The organism is Loktanella sp. M215 (genome assembly GCF_021735925.1).
Classification (GTDB): Bacteria; Pseudomonadota; Alphaproteobacteria; order Rhodobacterales; family Rhodobacteraceae; genus Loktanella.
In genome coordinates this window covers 3,563,344-3,586,037 of the sequence record NZ_WMEA01000001.1, presented here as the reverse complement: position 1 = coordinate 3,586,037, position 22,694 = coordinate 3,563,344, and the positions used below count along the sequence as shown (strand labels likewise).

The window sequence follows — 22,694 nt, the reverse complement described above, 5'->3', positions numbered from 1 at the left end:
TAAGGGCCTTTCGGGTGTCAGCCGGTGCGGCGGCGTGCGCCACGCTGTTCGGCCAGTGCGATGATCTCGGTCCAGCGCCGGACGAGGAAGTTATGCTCGTCCATGGTGCTGTTCCAGACGGCGATGTGATTGGACCGGGTGCGATAGGACCCGCCCGACCGGATTTCGCCGGCTCGGATCGCGGTCCGACCCTGTGGATCGGGCAGATCGCGGGCGGCCGGTTTTCCGTCGTACCAGTAATCCCACTCGTCCGGGTCCAGATGTGCGCGGATGCGATCCGGGACAGAGATGTAATAACCTTGCCGCGCCATGTTGGCACCGGCCCAACCTTCCAGAAACCAGTTCAGCCAGGCATAGGCCATGTCCAGTCGGTCGCCATCCAGATGCCGGGCCAGACACAGGCCGCCGTGCCATGCACGGTAGCCTTCGGCCGGAAACGCCTGCCGGACCTTCAGACCGCGCGCCTTCATCGTGACGACAGAGGGCGACCAGATCGACGAGATCGTCAATTCCCCGGAGGCGAAGCGTTCGACGGGTTCGGGTGCGCGCCGCCAGAACGGCGCCAAATGACCGGACTGCACCAGTTCCGTCGCATGCCGGGCCATCTCGTCGATTTCCTCGACGGTCATGTTGCCCAGATCACGGACAGTCATGCGACCCGCTGCGACCAGCGCCATCGTCAGATCGAACGCCCCGATCGCAGGTTCGTCGACAAGCGCGACGCGGCCGTGCCAGCGCGGCGCCAGCAGTTCGCTCCAACTGGTGACCTCGCGGTCGACATCGACGGTCGAGACCTCCTGATTGATGGCGAAGCTGTCGAAGTTGTGGACTGTCGGCAGCATCGAGATGCGGCCGGTCGGGTTTTCGGACAGGGTGCCGTCGGGCTGCACGTAAAGGCGTGTCGCCGGTGCATCACCGACGCCGCGTCGCCCGGGGACGCCAATGGTGCGGGCCAGCCCCGTCATCTCGTCCCAGGTTTCGATCCGGCTGACGTCGATGGGCTGGATCGCGCGCCAATGCCAGACGATGTCGAGGTTGTGAAAGCACTGGTCGTAGACATCGTAGCTTTCGGGCGACATCGCCGCGGTGCGCTGGGCCGTCACGAAGTCCTGTTCATGAAACTCGATCGGAAAATCCAGATCGGCCTCTGCCTGATCCTTGAGCAGCCGCCACGGCAGGATTTCGGTGCACAGGATCCGAAGAGGGGCCGTCACGCGACGGCCCGCACGTCATCCAGTTTCATGAAGGCGGCAAAGGACCGGCGGATCAGGTCGGGGTCGATGTCTTCGAGAATGAAGACAAGGCGGGAGGTGCGTGGTCCCTTGGGCCAGCGGGTCATATGGACCGGCGCGTGGACCAGATGCTGTACGCCATGAATGGCCACGGGATTGGTCTCGCCCGCGATCGACAGGATTCCCTTCACGCGAAAGATGCGGTCGCCGTAGCGGTGCAGCAGCAGCGTCAGCCAGATACCAAAGTTGGTCCAGTCCACGGGCTGATCGACGGTCAGTGAAAAGGTCACGACGCCCAGATCCTCGTTCAGCGTGTGGGCATGGTGATGATGACCCTCGTGGGACGCGGTGTCCGGGATATCGTCGGGGATCAGGCCGACATCCAGTGCACCGACGATCTGGGGGGTGGGGGCGTCACTGGTCACCACGTGTGCCGTCGGATTCACCCGGGCCAGTGCGCGGCACAGGGCCAGCACGTCACCGGGGTCGGCAAGGTCGGTCTTGGTCAGGACGATGCGGTCGGCGGCGGCGATCTGGCGCACGGCCTCTGCCCGGTGCGCGATCTGGGACGCCGCGTTGACGCTGTCCACCGTGGTCAGCACGCCGCCGTTGTTGAAGTGACTGCGCAGCACCGGATGGGCGCGCAGGGTCTGCAGAACAGGGTAGGGATCGGCAAGGCCCGTCGTTTCGATGACCACCCGGTCGAAGGCAATCTCGCCCCGGTCGCGCAGGGATTGCAGGTTCATCAGGGCATCGGCGACCTCTCCGCGGACCGTGCAGCAGATGCAGCCGGATTTCATCAGCACCACATTATCGTCGATGCGGTCCAGCAGGTCGTGATCCAGTCCCACCTCGCCGAATTCGTTGATCAGCACGGCGGCCTGCGCCATGGCGGGATCGGTCAGCAGACGTTGCAGCAGCGTGGTCTTGCCGGACCCCAGAAAGCCCGTCAGCAGCGTGACCGGCGTCATCGTGCGGCCACCCAGTCGATCAATGCGGGATCCAGCGGATCAAAACCGCGGGTCGCCATCGCTTCTGCCTCTGGCCACAGGTGCGAAAGGGCGTCGAAGATCGTGGTCGCGCCGGTAGCCGTGGACAGGACATAGGACCGTCCCTGCCATTCAGCGAGTGATAGCCGCCGAAAGGACAGCACGCGGTTCGCGGCCGCGATCCTTTGCGTCGCATCCGCGCGGCGCTGCTGGCGGTCAGCATTGCGCGTATAGACTCCGGGCCGGTCGACGGCATTGGTCCAGTGGTCATCGCATCCAAGGATGCCGCAGAGCGAGCACATGTTGCTGTCTTCTTTTCTATATCGGTCAGGGCGCAGGCCGGTTGTATCCGGCCTGCGCCCAGCATGGCCAGCGCTTAGGCGCGCGGAAAGCGTTTGTCGTAGTCGTCGGCCATCTCGTTCATGGTGACAAAGCGCACGCCTTCGTGGCTCTGGATGTGCTTGATCAGGCGTTCGAGCATCAGCAGCACCTGCGGGCGGCCCGACACGTCCGGGTGGATCGTGATCGGAAACACGGCATAATCCATGTTGGCATAGACCCAGTCGAACTGATCGCGCCACATCTCCTCGATGTCGCGGGGATTGACGAAGCCGTGGCTGTTGGGGGCCTTCTTGATGAACATCATCGGCGGCAGATCGTCCAGATACCAGTTGGCCGGAATCTCGATCAGGTCTGTCTCTTCGCCCCGCTCCAGCGGTTTCATCCACTGTTCTGGCTTCAGCGAATAGTCGATCTTGGTCCACTTGTCGCCCACGCGCACCCGGTAGGGGGTAAAGTCGTTGTGCATCAGCGAATGGTCATACTTGATGCCGCGCTCCAGCAGCAACTCGTTGGTGACGTTGGAAAATTCCCACCAGGGGGCGACATAGCCTGTCGGCCGCTTGCCCGACAGGACGGTGATGACGTCGATGGCCTTGTCCAGTACCGCGATTTCCTGCTCGCGGGTCATGGCAATGGGGTTTTCGTGGCTGTAGCCGTGGATGCCGATCTCGTGGCCGCGGGTGGCCACGTCCTTCATCTGTTCGGGAAATGTTTCGGCCGAATGGCCGGGAATGAACCATGTGGTCTTGAGGCCCATCTTGTCGAACAGGTCCAGCAACCGGGGCGAGCCTACCTCGCCCGCGAACATGCCACGAGAGATGTCGTCGGGGCTGTCTTCGCCGCCGTAGGACCCCAGCCAACCGGCCACTGCGTCCACGTCGATGCCGAAGCCGACCAGAATTTCTTTTGCCATGTCTACTCTCCTTGGTAAGTCATGCAGGTATCAGGGTAATCGCCTCGGGGTCGACCCCGAGCGTCACCGTCGATCCGGGCGTCAGGGCTTGCGCCTCTGGCGTTCCGGAATGGGTTTCGACCGAAATTTCGCGGTCGTCGGACAGGCGCACACGCAGGTGTCCGACCGATCCGACCAGCTGCCGCGCGGTGACGGTGCCGGCAAATCGGATCTCGTGCGCGGCGCCGCTGGGCGTGATGCGGAAGGCCTCTGCCGGGATCACGGCCAGACCGGCGCCTGCGGGGCCACGCCCCTTGATCAGGCCCAGCGGCGTTTCAAGGTGGGCGTAGCTGCCCGCCTCTGCCAAGCCTACGGGGCGGCCTTCGATGATTGTGTTGGACCCGATGAAGTCGGCCACAAAGCGGGTCGCGGGTCGGCGATACAATTCCTTGGGTGGCGAGATTTGTTCGACGATCCCGTTCGACATCACGACGACGCGGTCCGACAGTCCCAGCGCCTCGGACTGGGCGTGGGTGACGAAGACGAAGGTGATGCCCAGTTCGCGCTGCAGCAGCTTCAGCTCGTTCTGGATGATCCGGCGCAGGTTCGCATCCAGCGCGCCCAGCGGTTCGTCCAGCAGGAGGATCTCGGGTTCGACCACAAGGCCGCGGGCCAGTGCGATGCGCTGGCGCTGGCCCCCCGACAGCTTGTCGGCCTTTCGCTCAGCAAAGGCGGTCAGGTCGAACATGTCGAGGATCCGGTCGACCTTGCTGTCCTTGTCGGCCTTGGGCATCTTCTTGATATCCAGCCCGAACCCGATGTTCTGGCGCACGGTCATGTGCGGAAACAGGGCATAGTTCTGAAAGATCATCGACGTCGGGCGCTTTTCCGGCGGCGTGCGGGACACGTTGCGTCCCTTGATCAGGATTTCGCCTTGAGTGATGTCCTCGAACCCGGCGATCATGCGCAGGGTCGTGGACTTGCCGCAGCCCGACGGGCCAAGGAATGCGACGAATTCGCCCTTTTCCACCTTCAGATCGAAACCGGACACGGCCACGGTCCCGTCGGGATAGGTCTTTCCGACCTGCAGCAATTCAAGATCGTGGATCATGGGCACCTGCGAATTCAACCGGTGAAGGGGTCGGACCCCGCGCACCTGCGGGGCCCGATGGCGGGGATCAGGCGTTCAGGAATTCGTCCCAGCGGCGGATCAGCTGGTCGTATTCGTCGGGCCACTGGTGCCAGTAGGCCACGTTCGCCGCACGCTCTTCGAGAGAGCCACCGTCGCGCAGGTCGCCGGGATTGATGCCACGCTCGGCCTCGCCTTCCCACGGCGCGCCCTCGTACCAGAAGGCGTATTTCTTCGGGTCCATGACATCCTTGATGCTGGTGGACGGCGAATAATAGCCTTGCTCGGTGACGCTGATGCCCGGCTCTCCGGACAGCCAGAAGTTGGCGTAGGCGATGACCGCCTCACGGTTCGGCGTATTGCGCAGCATCGACGGACCGATGGCCCAGGCGCGGTAGCCTTCCTTGGGTGTCGCATATTTCGCGGGCTTGCCCTGCGCCTTGACGGCCATGACGGCGGGTTGCCACGCGTCGCAGACGACCATTTCACCCGATGCCATCAGGTTGACCAACTCGCCGAAATCGCCCCACAGCGCGCGGAACTGGCCGGCCTTCTTCTTGGCGATCAGGAACTTGGCGGCCTCGTCGATTTCCTCGACGGTGGGGTTGCCGGGGTTCTTGGCCTCCAGCAGACCCAGCGAATTCATGGCAAGGACGGCCTGTCCGATGGCGATCAGCGGATCGACGTTCAAACCGGACTTGCCCTGCCATTTTTCGTCGAAGATCGCGGTCCAGGTGTTGGCTTCTTCCTCGGACAGGACGTCCGGGTTGTAGCCGATGGAATCGTAGTTGTAGACCGCCGGCACCATGTAGAGAGAGGTCTGCGTCTCGTCCGTCCAGATCTGGCCGGTGATCTGCGACCGCGCGTCCCAGCGCGGATCGATCTTGGTGAAGGTGTCGCGGATGTTGGCCCAGTTCGGCACGTCGGCGACGGGGATCGGTTCGACGTTGTCGGTGGCGATCAACGCAGGCAGACGTTCTGCGATGATCTCCCATGTGTCGTAGTCGGACGATCCGGACAGGATCTTGGTCTGGGCATCGGGGAACGTGGCCGGCGTGCCAGAGACCGCAGATACGCCAGAGTCGGCCTTGAACATTTCAAGGATGCGGTCCTGCACGGTCGTGGACAGACCGGTCGTCCGCAACGATTCCGAGGACAGATCCTGTGCCATGGCCCATTTGGTCCAGGGGTGGATGCCGGACCCTGCAGCAGCGGCCCCGACGGCCGCCGTCCCCTGCAGAAAGCGGCGACGATTGAACGAAGAAGAAGATGTCATGTCGTTTTTCCCTGTTGCTGTTTATTGTGTTCGGCTCAGTAGCGGCCTGGCATCAGACCGCCGTCGACCGTCACCACCTGACCCGTCAGGTAAGAGGCGTCGGAAGATACAAGAAAGGCGATGACGGATGCGATCTCTGCCGGATCGCCCAATCGTCCCATCGGGATGTAGGGGGATGCGATCTCTGCCGCGTTCGGCCCCAGACTGTTCTGTTCGCTCAGCAGTTGCGCCGTGCGGATATAGCCGGGGGCGACGCCGTTGACGCGCAATTCCGACTTGGCGCATTCCACGGCCAGACCCCTGACCAGCCCCACGACGCCGGACTTGGCGGCGGAGTAGTGGACGTGTTCATCCCAGCCGTAAGCCACGCCCATGATCGAACTGAGGCAGACAATGGACCCGCCCTTGGGCATCGATGACAAGGCCGGACGAATGACACGCAGCATCCCCTTGAGGTCGATATCAAAGGTTTCGTCCCACTTCTCATCCGTCATCTGGGCCATCGGCACGCGATGGGCGATGCCGGCATTGGCGACGATGACGTCGATCTTTCCATGGATTGCAATGATATCCGCCACCAGCGCATCGGCATCCGGCGTGCTGCGCACGTCGAGGTGTCGAAATTCGGCGCTGCCACCGGCGTCAATGATCGCTGTCACGGCCGACTGGCCGTCTGTGTCCAGCACGTCCGTCACGATGACATGATATCCGTCCCGGCCGAACCGTTCGGCCGTCGCGCGCCCGATACCGATACCGGCCCCGGTGATCAGGACAATCTTATTGTTGCTGTCGGTCATAGCATCACATCTCCGGAATTGGGGCCAAGGGTCTGGCCGACGAATAGCGCCGCATCGGCGGAACAGAGGAACGACACGACGCCGCCGATTTCCGACGGCTCGCCAAAGCGGCCGAGGGGCAGTTCCGCGCGTTTCATGTCCTTCCAGTCGTCCGATAGGGTCTCGACCAAGGGTGTGTTGATCGGGCCGGGCGCCACGGCGTTGATGCGGATGCCCTTGGCCGACATCTCTCGCGCCAGCGACTTTGTCATGCCGATGATCGCCGCCTTCGCCGCCGCGTAATGCACCAGTTCCACCCCGCCGATCTGGCCCAGTTGTGACGCGATATTGACCACGATCCCGTGCCCTGCGTCGATCATCGCGGGCAGGCAGGCGCGGGTGACAAGGTAGGTGCCGCGCACATGGACCGCAAAGATGCGGTCGAACTGCGCGGGCGTGATGTCCAGGAATGGCGCCTGATGCGCAAATCCCGCGTTGTTCACGACGATATCCGGGGCGCCCATGTCAGCGTGAACGGCAGCCAGCATGGTGCCGACCGCCGCCTCGTCCGAGACGTCGGCGGCATAGCCCTGCGCCTCACCGCCCGTGGCGCGAATGCGCGTTGCCGTGGCCATGGCACTGTCGATGTGCAGATCGTTGACGGCCACACGGTGGCCATCCGCTGCCAGCCGTTCCGCGATGGCAGCGCCGATGCCGGACCCTGCACCCGTCACCAGGGCGATCATGCCGCGTCCTCCTGACCTTTGTATGTGCTGGTCTTGGCGCCGGTGAACCGCTTCATCAGCAGGCCGTAGATCACCAGCAGGGTAAAGCTGAACAGCGTCGTCAACACGCCGAAGGCAAAGATGTTGGGATAGATCTCGACCGAGAAGGTGCCGTAGATCGCCAGCGGCAGGGTCAGATCGCGCCCCGCCGTGAACAGGGTCCGGGCGAATTCGTCGTAGCTGAGCGTGAAGCTGAAAAGCGCCGCCGACAGCACGCCGGGAAACAGGATCGGGAACGTCACCCGGCGGAACGTCTGCCCGCGGCTGACGCCCAGCGACATCGACGCCTCCTCGATCGACCGGTCGAAGCGGTTGAAGATCGCCAGCATGACGAGGAACGCAAAGGGGTATGTATAGACCACGTGCAGGACGAACGCCGTCGACCACCACGCGCGGTCGATGCCCAGCACATTGGCCAGCAAGGCCATGCCAAGACCCACCAGAACGCCCGGCACCATCATGCCGAGGATCACGAGGTAGAAGACCGGGCCCGACCCCTTGAACCGCGTGCGGAAGGCTTCCGCGCTCATGGTGCCCAGCGTGACGGACACGACCGTCGTCATGAAGGCCAGCGTCAGCGACCGCAGCAGGCTGTCGCCCACGGGCAGCTGGGACACGCGGCTGGTTTCGGCCAGCCCCAGCAGATGCTCGTACCAGTAGACCGACCAGTCCTGGATCGGAAACTGGGGGCCGCCGCTCTGGCTTTGAAAGCTCAGGATCGCCAGCACGATCATCGGGCCGTAGAGGAACAGCAGGAACAGGGCGGTATAGATTGCGAGGGCAGGGCGCAGGGGTCCGGCGTTCATGGCTTACATCTCCTTGCGCAGGTCGACGACACGCAGGGCCAGCGTGATGACCGCGGTGATGATGATCGTCAGGACGACACCCGCCACAGCGGCAAAGGCCCACTTCAGCGATCCGACCTGACTGACGATGATGTTGCCCAGCAGGTTGACCTTGCGGCCGGACAGGGACGCGGCAGTGGCGAATTCGCCCAGCACCATAACCGACACGAAGATCGCGCCGACGATCACGCCCGGCAGCGACAGCGGCAGCACGATCCGACGAAAGATCGTGCCGAACGACGCACCCAGATCGCGGGCGGCCTCGATGACGCTGGGGTCGATGCGCCCGATCATGAAGGTAATGGGCCCGACCATGAACACGCAGTAGATCTGCGTCATGCCGACCAGCACCGAGAATTCGGAAAACAGCAGGAAGGTCAAAGGTTCGTGGATCAGCCCGACCTTCAGCAGGATCGTGTTGATCGCCCCCTCGGTCCCCAGCATGGGACGCCAGGCGATCACGCGGATCAGGAAAGACGTCCAGAACGGGATCACGCAGGCGACCAGCAGGGCCGTCTGCAGCGTCTTGTTCTGCACGAAAAGCCCGATGTAAAGCGCGACAGGATAGCCCACCACCAGCGTCGCGGTCAGCACGATCGCCCAGATCCGCACCGTGGTCCAGATGGCCGACAAGTAGGTGGGAGAGCTGAGGAACTGCTGCCAGCTGGCCGTCGTCAGCGTGGGTTCGACCGCGAATGTCGTCTGCGTCCAGAAGGACACGTAGACCACCATACACAGCGGCAGCAGCAGGAACAGGGTCATCCAGATCACGCCCGGCGACAGCAGCAAAAGGGCGCGACGCCGATCCTTGTTCTGGCGGATGACCGCGGGGCTGGTCCGGCGGTCGGTGGCGATGTCGGCCGCGGTGGACGTCATCGTGCGCCTCCTTCAAAGACCAGTGCTGCGTCGGGTTGATAATGCAGGGCATAGGTCTGCCCTTCGGTCAGGTCGGGCAGCCGGGCATCGCTGAAATGGTCGACGACCTGGATCAGTGCGCCATCGATGGTGCGAAAGAACGACAGCGCCGTGGGGCCGTTGAATTCGCCGGTCAGGTAGCGGGCCGTGAAATGATTGCGCCCGGTCGGCACGGCGTCGACGGGCGACACGCCGATCTGGTCGAACCGGATCGCGATCTGGGCGTCGGACCCGTCGCGCAGGCTGCGGGGCATCGGCATGTCGCCGGCGGGCGTCTTCAGCACGTTGCTTTCGACCCGACCGGGTAGCAGGTTCCAGGCGTTCAGGTGACGGGCCGCCGCGGCATTTGCGGGACGCTCGAACAGGGCGCGGGCCGAGTCGGACTGCGCGATCTTGCCATCGGACAGCACGGCAACCTGGTCACCCATCGTCAGCGCTTCGGTTTCGGATCCGGTGACATGCAGAAAACTGACCTTCAGTCGCTCGCGGATCGCCCGCAACTCGTCGCACATCCGGTCCCGCAGGTTGGCGTCCAAGGCGCCCAGCGGCTCGTCCAGCAGAACCAGCCGCGGCTCTGTCACCAGCGTCCGCGCCAGCGCCACCCGTTGCCGCTGACCGCCCGAGATTTCGGCCACGCCACGGTGACCGAAGCCGTCGAGGCCGACCATCGCCAAGGCCGCGGCCATGCGGTCCTTCAGTTCTGATTTATCGGTGACGCGGTCTTCTGCGCGGTAGGTCAGGCCGTAAGCGACGTTTTCGGACACGGTGAGGTGGGGAAACAGGGCGAAATTCTGGAACACGAACCCGATGCCGCGCAGGTGCGGGGGGCGTCCGTCCAGACGCGCGTCACCCAGACGGATCGTGCCCGCGTCGGGTTCCTCGAAGCCTGCGATCAGGCGCAGCAGCGTGGTCTTGCCGGATCCCGACGCGCCAAGCAGGGCGACGTAAGTATCATCCGGCACGACGAAATCGAGTGCGTCGATCGCCGTCGTCTGGCCGTAGCGGCGTGTGACTTGATTCAGCGTCAGCACCTGACACTCCTGTTCGCTTTTGGGCATTCAGACATCGTTCGATGAGTCGATCAAGAAAAATTACGATTAGTGCATGCAATAGTCATTTTTGGGTGGAGGCATTGCTCGTTCTTTGAGCGAAGCAGGCGAAATACTCCGCCATAAGATCGAAAAAATTGGCGAAAGGCTGCGAATCGCGGCCGCAATAACGATTATTGAGCACCAAAAACATTATTCCATCCCCGCCCGAAAGTGGGTAGGTTGGCTGCAACGTCGTTCTTGATCCGCCGCAGAGAGTCCGAACCAATGAGGTCCAAACCGGTCTTGGCCGAGGTGCGCGGCACGCTCCCCTCGACGTTATGCGAGGCCGCGGCAGAGGCGATCCGAAACAACATCGTGGAAGGCAAGCTCGCACCCGGCGTGGTGCTGCAGGAAAGTGCCCTCTCCGAACGGCTGTCCACGTCCCGCGCCACGGTCAAGCGGGCGTTGTCGATTCTGGCCGACGAAGGGCGCATCCGCCGGTTCGACGGGCGCGGCTTTCTGGTGGCGGGCGATGACACGCCGCAGCGGCTGGATCTGCGGTCCATCGACCTGAACCTTGACGGTCTGGACGACACCGCTGGCCAGCCGAACTGGTTGCGCATCCAGGACGAGGTCGCGGCGGAACTGTCGCGCTGTCTGGTGTTCGGCCGTTACCGCGTGATCGAGGCGACGCTGGCCCGTGATTTCGACGTCAGCCGTACGGTCATCCGCGACGTGCTGTCCCGCCTTCAGGAACGCGGGCTGGTGCAGAAAAAGGCGAACATGCGCTGGATCGTGGAACCGCTGACCGCCCGTCGCATCAAGGACAAGTACGAGATGCGGATCGTTCTTGAGATCGCCGCCCTGAAATCCGCAGAGATTGATATCCCGGCGCTGGCCGACCTTGCGGTGCGCATCCGTGACACCCCCGACGACGCCACGATGAGTCCCGAGGCCTGGTTCGATCTGGACAATGCCTTTCTGCGGCTGGCGATCCTGTCGACGCCGAACGTCGATCTGGCCCATTACGTCAGTGCCAACCGCAGCGCGCTGGAAGCATCCCAGCGCGTGCTGTTCTCGATTGGTCTGCCACCGCACCGTCAGTCCCTGCTGGAACTTTGCATGGTGATCGACCTGCTGCTGGCGGGCACGGCAAGGGCGGCGGCGAACATGATGGCGACCCATCTGCAAAACGCCCTGAACCGCACGATTGCGCAGCTCAAGATCGTGTCGGTCATCGACCCACCGACCGATCTGGCCGATTACCTCGTGCCGGACTGACACGCCCGCGCAGATTGTCGGGCTGCCGCCCCGCGTCACCGCAGCGCCTGCCGCAGACGGTCAAGCCGTTCGGACTCGTGACGCCGCGCCGTCAGCGCTTCGTCCATGTCGACCCGGACAAACCGGACCGGCATGTTGGGCTGCAGTTGCCCCACAAGGTCCATGTCGGCGGAAATCACGGCCCCCAGTGTAAAGTATCCCCCGCCCGATACGGCGTCGCGGTGCAGCACGATGGGTTCCGTCCCGCCGGGCACCTGGATGGAGCCATAGGAATAACAGCCGTCCACGATGTTCGACGGATCCGACCCCGCGCCGAACGGCTGTTCGCGGTCGACGAATTCCAGCGGATGGCCGCCCTTGAACCGGTATCCCATGCGGTCGGCCTCTGACGCGACGGTCCAGGTGTCGGCAAAGAACCGATCCTTTGCCGCATCCGTCAGCCGGTCCCAGTACAGGCCCGGCAACACCCGCAGGGCCGCTGGCGTCGCCGGCAAACGGCGCAGGTTGGCAGGCACGCAGCGCCCGGCCGCGGCGGCTGTGCCGGTCCCGACAGGCAGGCTGTCGCCCGGCTGCACCGCGCGCCCCGCGACCCCACCCAATGCGCCGATGGGATAGGTCGACCGGCTGCCCAGATCGGCAGGGGTGTCGATGCCACCGGACACGGCGATGTAAAGGCGGGCACCCGCCGTCAGGAACCCGAACTTCAGTGTCTGACCGGCGGACACGGCGATGCTGGTCCAGGTCTCGCAGGCCGTCCCGTCAAGGGTGACCGGAATCTCTGCCCCGCAGACGGCGATCGTGCAGTCCGCTGTGAACGTGATTTCGGGGCCCATGAAGACGGCTTCCAGGCAGGCGGCATCCTCGGGATTGCCGACCAGCAGGTTCGCCGCGCGCAGGGCATAGCGATCCATCGCGCCGCTCTGCGGGATGCCAAGATGGAAATAGCCGGGCCGGCCCAGGTCCTGAACCGTCGTCGACAGGCCGTTCTTGATGATTTCAAGCGTCATTGAGCGCCTCCATCAGCTTGGCATTGGTGCCGGTCATGTCCGCCTTGAAGGCGTCGAGGTCGAATTCCACCTCTGCGATCCGGGGTTGCCATGTCCCGTCGGCAACCCCTGCAAGGACGCGGTCGTATTCGGCGCGGTCGATGGGTGCGAACTTGACAATGTCGCCGGGGCGGAAAAATACCATGAAATCCTTCAGGTACGACACCTCTTGCCGGGGGTCGTAGATCGTCATCGGCGTGATCCCGAACATCTGGTAGCCACCGGCGCCGCGCACGGAATAGATCGCGGTAAAGCAGCCGCCGTAGCCCACGGTCTGTTTCGGCGTGTCGGTCCGGGGCCGCAGATATTTCGGCACCTCGATCTGGCGGTCGCGGGCGACGAGTTGATATAGGAACGGCAGGCCGGACACGAAGCCGACCATCGACACGAACCAAGGTGCACTGTGATGAGCCACGATGAAGTCATCGACGCTGTCGTACCCGTTGATCCGGGCCGCGTATTCCAGATCGGTCGCGTCGGGGTCCTGATGCCGCTCGCGAAAGCGCATCAAGGTCTCCTGGGTCCACGGATCCTTGTAGTAGACCGGGACCTCGACGATGCGGGTGGTCAGGCGATCCTCTGCGGCTTCGGCCTGCGTTTCCAGATCCTTGATCGCGGACATCATCGCGTCGGGATGCATGACTTCGGGATCAAAGCGGACCTGAAAGGACGCATTGCCGGGGCAGATCTCGGTCACGCCGGGCAGGTCCGCCGCGCGGACCGCATTGCTCATCGTCAGGGATTTGAAGAAGGCATCGAGGGACATTTCCTCGTCCACTTCGACGAAGATATGTTCGTCACCGCCGAAGGTATATCGGGTCTTCATGGGGTTTCTCCTGTCGGCTGTTGCGAAAGCCCGCCGCCCGCAAGCCATGTCTCAAGCCATTGGGTATGAAAGCGTCCGGCACGGACGTCCGGGTCGCGTGTCAGGGCAAGGTGCAGCGGGATCGTCGTCTTGACCCCTGCGATCACGAGGGTCTGCAGGGCCTTTTGCAGCTTGTCGATCGCGGCCTCGCGCGTGTCCGCGTGAACGATCAGCTTGCCCAGCAGCGAGTCGTAGAACGGCGGGATCTGGTAGCCGTCGTAGAGGAAGTGATCCACGCGGATGCCATCGCCTTCGGGAAGGTGCAGCCGTCCGACCTTGCCGGGGAAGGGCATGAATTGCATGTGAGGGTCTTCGGCATTGATACGCACCTCGATAGCGTGACCCTGCGCGCTGATGTCGGATTGGGTCAGCGACAGGGGGGCGCCGCCGCAGACGCGGATCATCTCGGCCACCAGATCGACGCCGGTCAGCATTTCGGTCACCGGGTGTTCGACCTGGATGCGCGTGTTCATCTCGATAAAGAAGAACTCGTTCGTTTGCGCATCATACAGATATTCCAGCGTCCCCGCACCGCGGTAAGAGACGGTCTTGGCCAGCGCCACGGCAGAGGCGCAGAGCGCCTGCCGGGTCGCGTCATCAAGACAGGCGGCACCCGCTTCTTCCCAGACCTTCTGGCGGCGGCGCTGCAGCGAACATTCACGTTCAAAGAAATGCACGGCGTCGATGCCGTCGCCCATGATCTGGACTTCGATGTGGCGCGGCGCACGGATCGCACGTTCAAGGTAAAGCCCGCCGTCGCCAAAGGCCGCTTCGGCTTCTTGCCGGGCCTGCGGCGCCAGCTTGCGCAGACTGGCGGCGTCGTCGGCGACCCGGATGCCGCGTCCGCCACCGCCGGCGGCGGCCTTGACCATGACCGGATAACCGATGCGGTCGGCCAGGGCGATGATCTCCTCCATGTCGTCGACCCGGCCGTCGGACCCGGGCACGACAGGCACGCCCGCCGCCACGGCCGCCTGCCGTGCCGCGACCTTGTCACCCATGCGGGCAATCGTGTCGGCCGAAGGTCCGATGAAGGTCAGCCCCGCCGCCTCGACCCGGCGCACGAATGCGGCACTTTCGGACAGAAAGCCATAGCCGGGGTGAATGGCGTCAGCGCCGGAGGTTCGCGCCGCATCCAGCACGGCATCGATATCGAGGTAGGAGGTCCGCGCCGGCGGCGGGCCGATGCAGATCGCCTCGTCCGCCTCGCGCACGGCCAGCATGTCGGCGTCCGCTTCAGAATGAACCTGCACCGTCGCGAGGCCCAGCGACTTTGCGGCCCGTATGATCCGCACCGCGATTTCACCGCGGTTGGCGATCAGCAGCTTCTGAATGGTCATCGGTTCAATCCTGCAACCGCGCCAGCACCGCCCCGGCCGTCACGGCGGATTCGTTTTCGGCAACGTAGGCATCGAAGGTGCCCGCAGCCTCGGCCTTGACCTCGATGAAGGTCTTCATGACCTCGATCAGACCGACGGTGTCGCCCGCGGCGACCGCATCGCCTGCGGCCTTGTAGGGTTCTTCGTCCGGTGACGGCTTTTGATAGAACGTCCCCGGTAGCGGGGATTGGATGTCGGCCATGACGTCTCTCCTGTGATGGGGTGGGGCGTGCCGGGATCAGCGCATCCGCGCCAGAACCTCGGCGGCAGGTGCGATGCGGATGTTGTTGGCTTCCAGCCGGGCCTTGATGGCGCGGCCGTTGTCCAGGGCGCCGGGCGTATCGGAATGAAAGCAGATGGATTCGAAGGCGACTTCGATCACGTTGCCCGTGTCCGTCACCACCGTCCCCTCCTTGCAGGCGCGCAGACATTTGTCGGCGATGGCCTCCGGATCGCTGCGCTGCACCGTCCGTTTGAAGATGATCGATCCGTCGTCGCCGTAATCGCGGTCGGCAAAGAATTCACGCACCGTGGTCAGCCCGGCCGCGCGGGCGATGTCATAGGTCTTGGACATGCCCATGCAGAACAGGATCAGATCGCCGTTCAACGCGATCAGGGCCTGGACAAGCTGGGCAGACAGCGTCTCGTTCCGGGCGGCTTCCATGTAAAGGGCGCCGTGTGGCTTGACGTGCTGCAGGGGAATGCCGTGGCGGCGCCCGAATTCGCGCACCGCACCGATCTGATAAAGCACATCGTTCACCAATTCCTCTGGCGAGGCGTCGATGAACCGGCGGCCAAATCCGCGCAGGTCGTCATAGGCCGGGTGTGCCCCCAGTCCCACGCCATAGCTCGCGGCCAGCCGCGCCACCCGGTCGATGGAATTGGGATCGCCCGCATGAAACCCGGCCGCCACGTTGGCAGAGGAGATGAGCGCCATCAGGTCTTCGTCCGGGGCCTCACCATAGGTCCAATGGCCGAAACCTTCGCCCATGTCACAGTTCAGATCGACGATATCGCGCATGCGCCCTCCTGTGTTTCGGGCAGACTGGAACATCGCAAGCCGTCTTGTAAAATTCTGATTTTTCGCCGAGCAATATCTTGGAATGCGATAATGGTAAGGGATTGGACCGTCTGCATGGATTTCACGCAGCTGACATATTTCATCGCGACGGCCGACACGGGTCAGGTCAGCCGGGCGGCCAACCAGCTTGCGATATCGCAGTCCGCGATCACCAATGCCATTCGGCGGCTGGAGGAGGAGCTGGATGTCAAACTCTTCCAGCGCACCCATACGGGCATGGAGCTGACCGATGCGGGCCGGGAACTGACCCGGTCTGCCAGAGACATCCTGGACCGGGTCGAGCAGGCGCGGCATCTGTCGCGGGACCAGTCCGGAATAACCGGCACAATTTCCATCGCTGCGACCTACACGGTCATGGGCTATTTCCTGCCCTATCATCTGGAACGCCTGCGGCAGCTTTTCCCCGGCCTCGCGATTCAATTGCGGGAACTCCCACGCGAAAGCGTGGAGGAGGAGTTGTTGAACGGGCGCCTCGACATGGCTGTCGTCCTGACGTCAAACCTCGAAAATCCCGATCTGGAACAGCAGACGCTGTTCCGCTCTGCCAGACGGCTGTGGGTTTCGCAGACCCACCCCTTTCACCGCAAGGGACGGGCAACTTTTGAGGAAATCGCCGCGCAGGATTACATCATGCTGACCGTCGACGAAGCCGCCCAGACGGCCATGAGGTATTGGAGCCGGACCGGCTTTCATCCCAAGGTCAAGCTGCGCACCGCCTCGACCGAGGCCGTGCGGTCGATGGTCGCGAACGGTGAAGGTATCACGATCCTATCCGATATGGTTTACAGGCCATGGTCGCTCGAAGGGCGAAGGATTGGGACCGTGCTGACCGACATCCCAGTGCCAAGCATGGACATTGGCCTGGCCTGGCGGCGCGGCAGAGACTTCAACGATCCGATGGCTGTATTTCGGGACTACTTCCGAAGAGCCTATTTGCGGCCGCAGGCTGCCTTCTGATTTTCGCCAAGAGCGAGAGTAAGTGTGCGTGACATTGCAGGTTGCGATGGACCGCACAGGCCACGGAGCGTCATTTATAGACTTCGAGATATCTGCGGGCGCCTTTGCATCGACGCATTCGCGAATGTGCGTCTGACGGCAACAAGGGCCGCGCCGAAACAGGCGCGACCCCTGTGCTTGACATGTCAAGAATGGCTCACGCGGTGAAGCCGATAATTTCCATGTGCAGGCTTGACCTCAGCGTGACTATCGAACCGCCGACGTTCGGGGCGTTCAGCGTTTCAAAATGGGTAAACACCAGCGGTTTGCCAACGGCGGCTTGCTGAAAAGCTGACGATCAAGCGGATGGCACGGATGTGCAGCCGGCACCGATCGGCGTCAACACCAGCCGGACTCCGACGCAGCCTTATGACAATTCAGTAGCAGGCCACTGCAATTGGTCTGCCTGAAGCCTCCACGCTCGTTTTGCGAAGACCCGTCGCACGGGGGAACGGCCGCGCCTTTGGGAAGGGCGCGGCCGTCATGGTCAGATATTGCCGCGCGACATCTCTGTGGCGATGTGTTCGGCCTGTCGTATCGCCAGCGCCACGATGGTCAGCGTGGGATTTTCCGCAGCACCCGACGTGAACTGCGATCCGTCAGAGATGTAGAGGTTCGGCACATCATGGGCCTTTCCGTTCTTGTCGACCACGCCGTCAGCCGCGTTCGCCGACATCCGGTTGGTGCCAAGGTTGTGCGTGGACGGGTAGGGCGGTGTCGGCAAGACCCGCGTGGCCCCCAGTGCCTCGTACATGGCCATGCCCGTCTTGTAGGCGTGGTCGCGCATGGCGACGTCGTTGGGGTGGTCGCTGAAGTTGACGTTGGCGACCGGCAGACCGTGCTGGTCCTTCACGTCCATGTTCAGCGTGACGCGGTTGGTTTCCTGCGGCATGTCCTCGCCCACGATCCACAGGCCGGCCATGTTTTCATAGCTGTCCAGCGCCGTGGTGAATTCACGCCCCCAGCTGCCCGGGTCCATGAAGGCCGCCATGAACGGCAGGCCCAGGCTCAGCGTCTCCAGCTCGTAACCGCCGACAAAGCCGCGGTCGGGGTTGAAGCCCGCCTCGTCCTGCATGACGCCCGCCATCGTCGTGCCGCGCCACATCTTCACCGGCTTGTCGAAGATGCCATAGACCGACCCGGTGACGTGGCGCATGTAGTTGCGCCCGACCATGCCAGAGCTGTTCGCCAGCCCGTCCGGGAACATCGACGAGGCAGAGTTCAGCAACAGGCGTGGGCTTTCGTAAGAGTTGCCCGCGACGCAGACCATCCGCGCCTTCTGCATCTGCAGATTGCCGTCCTTGTCGAAATACTCGACGCCCGTGACCTTGCCGCTGGCGTCGTGCAGGATGCGCGCGACATGGGCGCGCTCGCGCACTTCCATGTTGCCGGTGGCCTCGCCTTCGGGGACTTCGGTATAGGCGGTGGACCACTTGGCGCCCCACTTGCAGCCCTGAAAGCAGAAACCGGTCTGCTGGCACATCATCCGGTCGCCGGTCTCGTCAGAGTTGATGGCCATGTGGCCGGTGCTGACTTCTTTCATGCCGATGGCCTTGGCGCCCGCCTCGAACACCTTGTAGTTGTTGTTGCCGGGCAGGCCGGGGCGGCCGCCGGTGCGGGTCACGCGCATCTTCTCCTCGGCGCGGGTATAGAAATCGTCCATCTCGCGCGGGTCGATCGGCCAGTCCAGCAGGTTGGCGCCTTCCACGGCACCATAGGTCGTCTTGGCCTTCCACTCGTGATCCTGAAACCGCAGAGAGGCACCGGCCCAGTGGGTCGTGGTGCCGCCCACGGCTTTCACAATCCAGGCGGGCAGGTTCTTGAAATCGCGCGCCACGCGCCAGTCGCCAGAGGTCGTGCGAGTATCGGTCCAGGCCAGTTGCCCGAAGCTGTCCCACTCGTCGTTGATGAAATCCTGCGGCAGGTAACGGCCGCCGGCCTCCAGTGCGACGACGCTGATGCCCTTTTGCGCCAGCTCGTTGCCCAGCGTGCCGCCGCCGGCGCCCGTGCCGATGATGACGACGACGCTGTCGTCGTTCAGATCAAATGGTGCTGCCATGATCCGTCTCCCCCCTCAAAGCCAGTTGATGTCGTCGAAGCCGCGATTGATGTAGCCACCCTTGGAATAGCTCTCACCCTCGTAGCCAAAGATCGGCCAGATCGCCTTCTGGTTATAAAGCCCCGTCACCAGACCGCTGCGGATCTGCTGAAAGAAGTCGGTCTCCTCCATCCCGCGCAGGATCTTCACGCGGTCCGACTCCCACAGGGTGCCAAGGTAGCTGTCGAAGCCCGCCTCGCGCGCTGCCGCATCCAGTGCGGCGATGCCGGCCTCGATGCCCGCAGCCCCTTCGTTGGTGTCATACATCTGCACGGCGGCGGCGTAGTATTCGTCGGCCACCTTGTCGTGCGGATAGATGTCACGCGCCATCTGCGTCAGCGTGGCGAATGTTTCCGGGCTCAGGGCCTTCATCTCCACCGCCCAGGCGGCGTCGGGTGCGGCCACGAAGCCCGCCCCCACCACAAAGGCCGCCCCCGCCGCCGTCGCACGCGACAGAAGCTGGCGCCGCGTCATGCCCTTCGGGCTTGTCGTCGTTTCCATATCGTCTCCTCCCTTATGTCATCACTTGAAGCGGCCGGCGCGGGCCAGCACTTCGATCTGGTAGCCGTCCGGATCGGCCACGAAGAAGAACCGCCCCACCAGCTCCCCCGCTGGGGCGAATTCAACAAGTTTACGCGGATTGAGGCCCTCCGCCTCGAACCGCGCGTGTTCGGCGTCAAGGTCGTCGACGGATACCGCAATGTGGCCGTAACCATCGCCTAGGTCGTAAGGGTCGGTGCGCCCCTTGTTGATCGTCAGTTCCAGCTCGAAATCACTCTCGGCGTTGGCCAGATAGACCAGCGTGAAGTCCGGAAAATCCAGCCGGTCGGCGATCGTCAGCCCGAACGCCTTTTCGTAGAACGCGACAGAACGGGCCTCGTCCAGCACGCGGATCATGGAATGTATCGTCTTGGCCACCGGCCTCTCCCCTTGTTGGTCGTGGGGACAGGTTAGGACGGGTTGGCCTCGGGCCGGGTAGTATGGACCTACTACCCGCGCATTTTATCGCGGTGCGATGATCGGGTCTATTCGGCGGCGATCTCGAAGCGCCGGGCGGTGGCAGAGGTGTCCATGAACTTCAGGCAGGCGCACCGCAGCAGCGAGGTGAAATTCTCCGGCTCGCCATGCAGTTCAAGCACTTCCGCGTGCAGTTTCGAGATGAACATCGGCGTTGTCACCCCGTCGCGGGCCGCGATCTGGTCGATGACCGCCCAAAAGGCATTTTCAAGCCGGATGCTGGTGCTTTGCCCGTTCAGCCGCAGGCGGCGGGTCTGACTGGCATAGCGATGCGGATCCTGACCGGCGAAAATATGACACATATGGATTCTCCCCCCCGAATTGACGCCGCGCGGTGTCAAGGGGACCGCGCACCATCAAAGCTTGCAGAAATCGTAGTCGAAACAATCTGAGCTGTCCATTGAGGGCGCGTGATCGTGATGAAGGGTCGCAGACACACGGTATGCCAAGGTCATCGCATGGAAGCCGTGACGCCAAGATGCCGCCTGATCAGACGTGGCCATTGCGATGAAGGTGACGGCCTGACGTGGCACCCTTCTGGGTCAGACGGACTCCGGCGGCGGCACGGATTCAGCTTCCCGCTGCATCACGGCGGCGAAAAAGCCGTCGGTATCGTGGCGCGCCGGTGTCAGCGACAGAAAGCCGTCAACGGTCTGCCCCGCCAACTGTGGCGCGACGTCCCGTATCGGCACCACGCGAAAATCCGGGTGCGCCGCAAGGAAGGCCACGACCTGCGCCTCGTTCTCTTCTGACAACATCGAGCAGGTGGCATAGACTAGGCGCCCGCCCGGTTTCACAAGGCGTGCTGCACTGGTCAGGATGCGCGACTGCAAAGCGACAAGCTCCTCCAGACCTTCTTGCCGATGCGCCCGCCAGCGGGCATCGGGATTGCGCCGCCATGTGCCCGTGCCGCTGCAGGGGGCGTCGATCAGAACCCGGTCGAAACTGCGCTTGCGGCGTTTGACCCAGCGGTCCGTCTCGCTGGTCAGCAGCTGGGTCTGCACATTGTGCAGCCCGGCCTTGCGCAGCCGTTCCGCGCAGCGTTTCAGCCGTCCTTCGCTGACGTCGCAGGCGGCGATATGGCCCTTGTTGTTCATCTGGGCGGCGATCGCCAGAGTCTTGCCACCGGCTCCGGCGCAGAAATCGACGACCCTCTCGCCGGGGCGGGCATCGACCAGCAGGGCGACAAGCTGCGACCCCTCGTCCTGAATTTCGACCTCTCCGGTCTTCAGCGGTGCAAGGCGCGCCAGCGACAGGCGTTCCCTGATCCGGATCCCGTGCGGCGCCAGTGCCGCGGCTTCGGCTGGCAGGCCAAGATCCTGCAACCTGCGCAGCATGGCGTCGCGCGTCGATCTGATCGTGTTGACCCGCAGATCCAGCGGCGGCGGTGTCAGAAGGGCCGCCATCTCTGCGGCAAACTGCTCTTTGAACCTGTGGCGCAGCGGGCCTGCAGCCCAGTCCGGACATTCCAGACGCACCTCTTCGGGCATGTCGGGGTGCAGGATGGTGCTGCCCTGCAATGCGGTCAGCAGTGGGGCGTCATCGTCGGTCAGGGCAGGGGGCGCGTCCCTGGCGCCGCTGAACAGACGCCGGATCTGATCCGGCGAACGGCGCTCGACCAGCGCGAGCCATGCCAGCAGCCGGCTGCGCGGGGTATCGCTGCAGCCCTGCCGGTCCAGCCACCAGCCCAGACGCGAATGGTGCCGCAGCACGCCGTTCAGCGTCTCAAGAATGGCCCCACGGTCGCTGTCGTCCATGCCGCGCCGTGTGCGCAACCAGGCCGACACGACAGCGTCCGCCGGGCGCGCGTCACGCGCGACGTCGCCCAACAGGTCAAGGGCAGCGGATAGGCGGGTTGCTGGGGTCACGGTCAGACGTCTTCGAAAGTCTCAGGAAAAGGTGCGGCGGGTCAATGACCCGTTCAGGCTCTCTAGCGGCAGTGCTGCCGCTTGAAAACGGACAATCTTATCGCGTTGCACCTCGTCAGGGAAATTTCCCCTGCCGCCGCGCCTCAGCGCGCGGCGGCGGTCGCGGCGTCCGTCAGTTGGGTCAGAATGCTGGTATAATTGTCCACGCCCTGCGCGCCGGTCACCAGATGCCGCTGATTGAAGATCACGGCGGGCACGCCGCTGATCCCCTGACGGGTCCAGAACTGCTCGGCCTGCCGCACGTCGGCGGCATAGCGCTGGTCGTCCAGCACCGCGCGCGCCTCGGCCGCGTCGAACCCGGTCTCCGATGCGATCTGCACCAGCACCTCTGGATCGGACAGGTCGCGCCCGTCGGTGAAATGGGCGGTGAACAGCGCCTGCTTCAGATCGTGACCGCGGTCCACCGTGTCGGCCCAGTGGATCAGTTGGTGCGCGTTGAAGGTGTTGTGCATCCGGCTGTCGTCGGTAAAGGCAAAGGTGAAATCCAGATCACGGCCCAGCGCCGTCAGCCGGTCGCGGTTGGCATTGCTCTCGGCTTTGGTGCTGCCGTATTTCTCGGCGATGTGCTCGGTCATGTTCTGACCTTCGGCCCCCATGCCCGGGTTCAGCTCGAACGGGTGCCAGTGCAGGTCATAGGCGGTGCCGGTCGCGTCCAGCGCCTGTTTCAGCTGCCGATACCCCACGATGCACCACGGACAGACGATGTCGGAAACGATGTCGATGCGCAGGGGCTGGTCGGTCATGGCGGTGCCTTGGGTTTTGAATGTGTCTGCGCATCAGATGGTTGCGTC

Annotated in this window: 24 protein-coding genes; 2 read left to right on the top strand and 22 right to left on the bottom strand. The window is 63.6% G+C overall.

Annotated features, from left to right (window positions below):
- Positions 1-17: 17 nt before the first annotated feature.
- The 11 genes from GLR48_RS17635 to GLR48_RS17585 form a co-directional block, all read right to left on the bottom strand.
- Positions 18-1,214 (bottom strand): ABC transporter substrate-binding protein, encoded by a 1,197-nt coding sequence (locus GLR48_RS17635; RefSeq protein ID WP_237063349.1) that lies wholly within the window; start codon positions 1,212-1,214, stop codon positions 18-20.
- Complete coding sequence (locus GLR48_RS17630; protein WP_237063347.1) at positions 1,211-2,203, bottom strand: CobW family GTP-binding protein; 993 nt, start codon at positions 2,201-2,203, stop codon at positions 1,211-1,213. Before GLR48_RS17630 ends, GLR48_RS17635 begins: the two co-directional genes overlap by 4 nt.
- A complete protein-coding gene (locus GLR48_RS17625) occupies positions 2,200-2,523 on the bottom strand; it encodes a hypothetical protein (protein WP_237063345.1) in 324 nt (107 codons plus the stop codon). The genes GLR48_RS17630 and GLR48_RS17625 overlap by 4 nt, the downstream gene beginning before the upstream one ends.
- Before the next feature lie 74 nt (positions 2,524-2,597).
- Positions 2,598-3,476 (bottom strand): polysaccharide deacetylase family protein, encoded by an 879-nt coding sequence (locus GLR48_RS17620; protein ID WP_237063343.1) that lies wholly within the window; start codon positions 3,474-3,476, stop codon positions 2,598-2,600.
- 19 nt (positions 3,477-3,495) lie between these two features.
- A complete protein-coding gene (locus tag GLR48_RS17615; RefSeq protein ID WP_237063342.1) occupies positions 3,496-4,566 on the bottom strand; it encodes an ABC transporter ATP-binding protein in 1,071 nt (356 codons plus the stop codon).
- A gap of 67 nt (positions 4,567-4,633) precedes the next feature.
- Positions 4,634-5,860, bottom strand: a complete 1,227-nt coding sequence (locus tag GLR48_RS17610; protein WP_237063340.1) for an ABC transporter substrate-binding protein — start codon at positions 5,858-5,860, stop codon at positions 4,634-4,636.
- Between the two features lie 35 nt (positions 5,861-5,895).
- The gene (locus GLR48_RS17605) at positions 5,896-6,657 is read right to left on the bottom strand and encodes an SDR family NAD(P)-dependent oxidoreductase (RefSeq protein WP_237063338.1); all 762 of its coding nucleotides are present in this window, start codon (positions 6,655-6,657) and stop codon (positions 5,896-5,898) included.
- On the bottom strand, positions 6,654-7,382 hold the full coding sequence (locus GLR48_RS17600) for an SDR family NAD(P)-dependent oxidoreductase (RefSeq protein ID WP_237063336.1): 729 nt from the start codon (positions 7,380-7,382) through the stop codon (positions 6,654-6,656). The genes GLR48_RS17605 and GLR48_RS17600 overlap by 4 nt, the downstream gene beginning before the upstream one ends.
- Entirely contained in the window at positions 7,379-8,227 is an 849-nt protein-coding gene (locus GLR48_RS17595; RefSeq protein WP_237063334.1) for an ABC transporter permease, read from the bottom strand. The genes GLR48_RS17600 and GLR48_RS17595 overlap by 4 nt, the downstream gene beginning before the upstream one ends.
- 3 nt (positions 8,228-8,230) lie before the next feature.
- Positions 8,231-9,142 (bottom strand): ABC transporter permease, encoded by a 912-nt coding sequence (locus GLR48_RS17590; RefSeq protein ID WP_237063332.1) that lies wholly within the window; start codon positions 9,140-9,142, stop codon positions 8,231-8,233.
- Entirely contained in the window at positions 9,139-10,239 is a 1,101-nt protein-coding gene (locus tag GLR48_RS17585) for an ABC transporter ATP-binding protein (protein ID WP_237063330.1), read from the bottom strand. Before GLR48_RS17585 ends, GLR48_RS17590 begins: the two co-directional genes overlap by 4 nt.
- Before the next feature lie 258 nt (positions 10,240-10,497).
- Here GLR48_RS17585 and GLR48_RS17580 point away from each other — a divergent pair, with 258 nt between their 5' ends.
- Positions 10,498-11,493: a GntR family transcriptional regulator gene (locus tag GLR48_RS17580; RefSeq protein ID WP_237063328.1), complete on the top strand. Its 996-nt coding sequence runs from the start codon at positions 10,498-10,500 to the stop codon at positions 11,491-11,493.
- Between the two features lie 35 nt (positions 11,494-11,528).
- Here GLR48_RS17580 and GLR48_RS17575 read toward each other — a convergent pair whose 3' ends face one another.
- Genes GLR48_RS17575 through GLR48_RS17555 form a run of 5 tightly spaced genes read right to left on the bottom strand, consistent with a single transcriptional unit; the run spans position 11,529 to position 15,804 of the window.
- Entirely contained in the window at positions 11,529-12,500 is a 972-nt protein-coding gene (locus GLR48_RS17575; RefSeq protein WP_237063326.1) for a biotin-dependent carboxyltransferase family protein, read from the bottom strand.
- On the bottom strand, positions 12,490-13,365 hold the full coding sequence (locus tag GLR48_RS17570; protein WP_237063324.1) for a 5-oxoprolinase subunit B family protein: 876 nt from the start codon (positions 13,363-13,365) through the stop codon (positions 12,490-12,492). Before GLR48_RS17570 ends, GLR48_RS17575 begins: the two co-directional genes overlap by 11 nt.
- Positions 13,362-14,744, bottom strand: a complete 1,383-nt coding sequence (locus GLR48_RS17565) for an acetyl-CoA carboxylase biotin carboxylase subunit (protein WP_237063322.1) — start codon at positions 14,742-14,744, stop codon at positions 13,362-13,364. The genes GLR48_RS17570 and GLR48_RS17565 overlap by 4 nt, the downstream gene beginning before the upstream one ends.
- Before the next feature lie 4 nt (positions 14,745-14,748).
- Positions 14,749-14,985 carry an acetyl-CoA carboxylase gene (locus tag GLR48_RS17560; RefSeq protein WP_237063320.1) on the bottom strand — a complete coding sequence of 79 codons (237 nt, stop codon included), beginning with the start codon at positions 14,983-14,985 and terminating at the stop codon, positions 14,749-14,751.
- A 36-nt stretch (positions 14,986-15,021) separates the two neighbouring features.
- Positions 15,022-15,804, bottom strand: a complete 783-nt coding sequence (locus GLR48_RS17555; protein ID WP_237063318.1) for a 5-oxoprolinase subunit PxpA — start codon at positions 15,802-15,804, stop codon at positions 15,022-15,024.
- 114 nt (positions 15,805-15,918) lie between these two features.
- Here GLR48_RS17555 and GLR48_RS17550 point away from each other — a divergent pair, with 114 nt between their 5' ends.
- Positions 15,919-16,821 (top strand): LysR family transcriptional regulator, encoded by a 903-nt coding sequence (locus GLR48_RS17550; protein ID WP_237063316.1) that lies wholly within the window; start codon positions 15,919-15,921, stop codon positions 16,819-16,821.
- A 526-nt stretch (positions 16,822-17,347) separates the two neighbouring features.
- Here the strand turns inward: GLR48_RS17550 and GLR48_RS17545 are convergent.
- From GLR48_RS17545 to GLR48_RS17520, 6 genes are all read right to left on the bottom strand, one after another.
- The gene (locus GLR48_RS17545) at positions 17,348-18,919 is read right to left on the bottom strand and encodes a GMC family oxidoreductase (protein ID WP_237063314.1); all 1,572 of its coding nucleotides are present in this window, start codon (positions 18,917-18,919) and stop codon (positions 17,348-17,350) included.
- A 15-nt stretch (positions 18,920-18,934) separates the two neighbouring features.
- Positions 18,935-19,459, bottom strand: a complete 525-nt coding sequence (locus GLR48_RS17540) for a Twin-arginine translocation pathway signal (RefSeq protein WP_237063312.1) — start codon at positions 19,457-19,459, stop codon at positions 18,935-18,937.
- A gap of 21 nt (positions 19,460-19,480) precedes the next feature.
- On the bottom strand, positions 19,481-19,876 hold the full coding sequence (locus GLR48_RS17535; RefSeq protein WP_237063310.1) for a VOC family protein: 396 nt from the start codon (positions 19,874-19,876) through the stop codon (positions 19,481-19,483).
- Between the two features lie 107 nt (positions 19,877-19,983).
- Positions 19,984-20,277 (bottom strand): ribbon-helix-helix domain-containing protein, encoded by a 294-nt coding sequence (locus GLR48_RS17530; RefSeq protein WP_237063308.1) that lies wholly within the window; start codon positions 20,275-20,277, stop codon positions 19,984-19,986.
- Positions 20,278-20,517: 240 nt separating this feature from the next.
- Positions 20,518-21,843, bottom strand: coding sequence for an RsmB/NOP family class I SAM-dependent RNA methyltransferase (locus GLR48_RS17525; protein ID WP_237063307.1), 1,326 nt, complete (start codon positions 21,841-21,843; stop codon positions 20,518-20,520).
- Between the two features lie 143 nt (positions 21,844-21,986).
- A complete protein-coding gene (locus tag GLR48_RS17520; RefSeq protein ID WP_237063305.1) occupies positions 21,987-22,646 on the bottom strand; it encodes a DsbA family oxidoreductase in 660 nt (219 codons plus the stop codon).
- Positions 22,647-22,694: the final 48 nt, after the last annotated feature.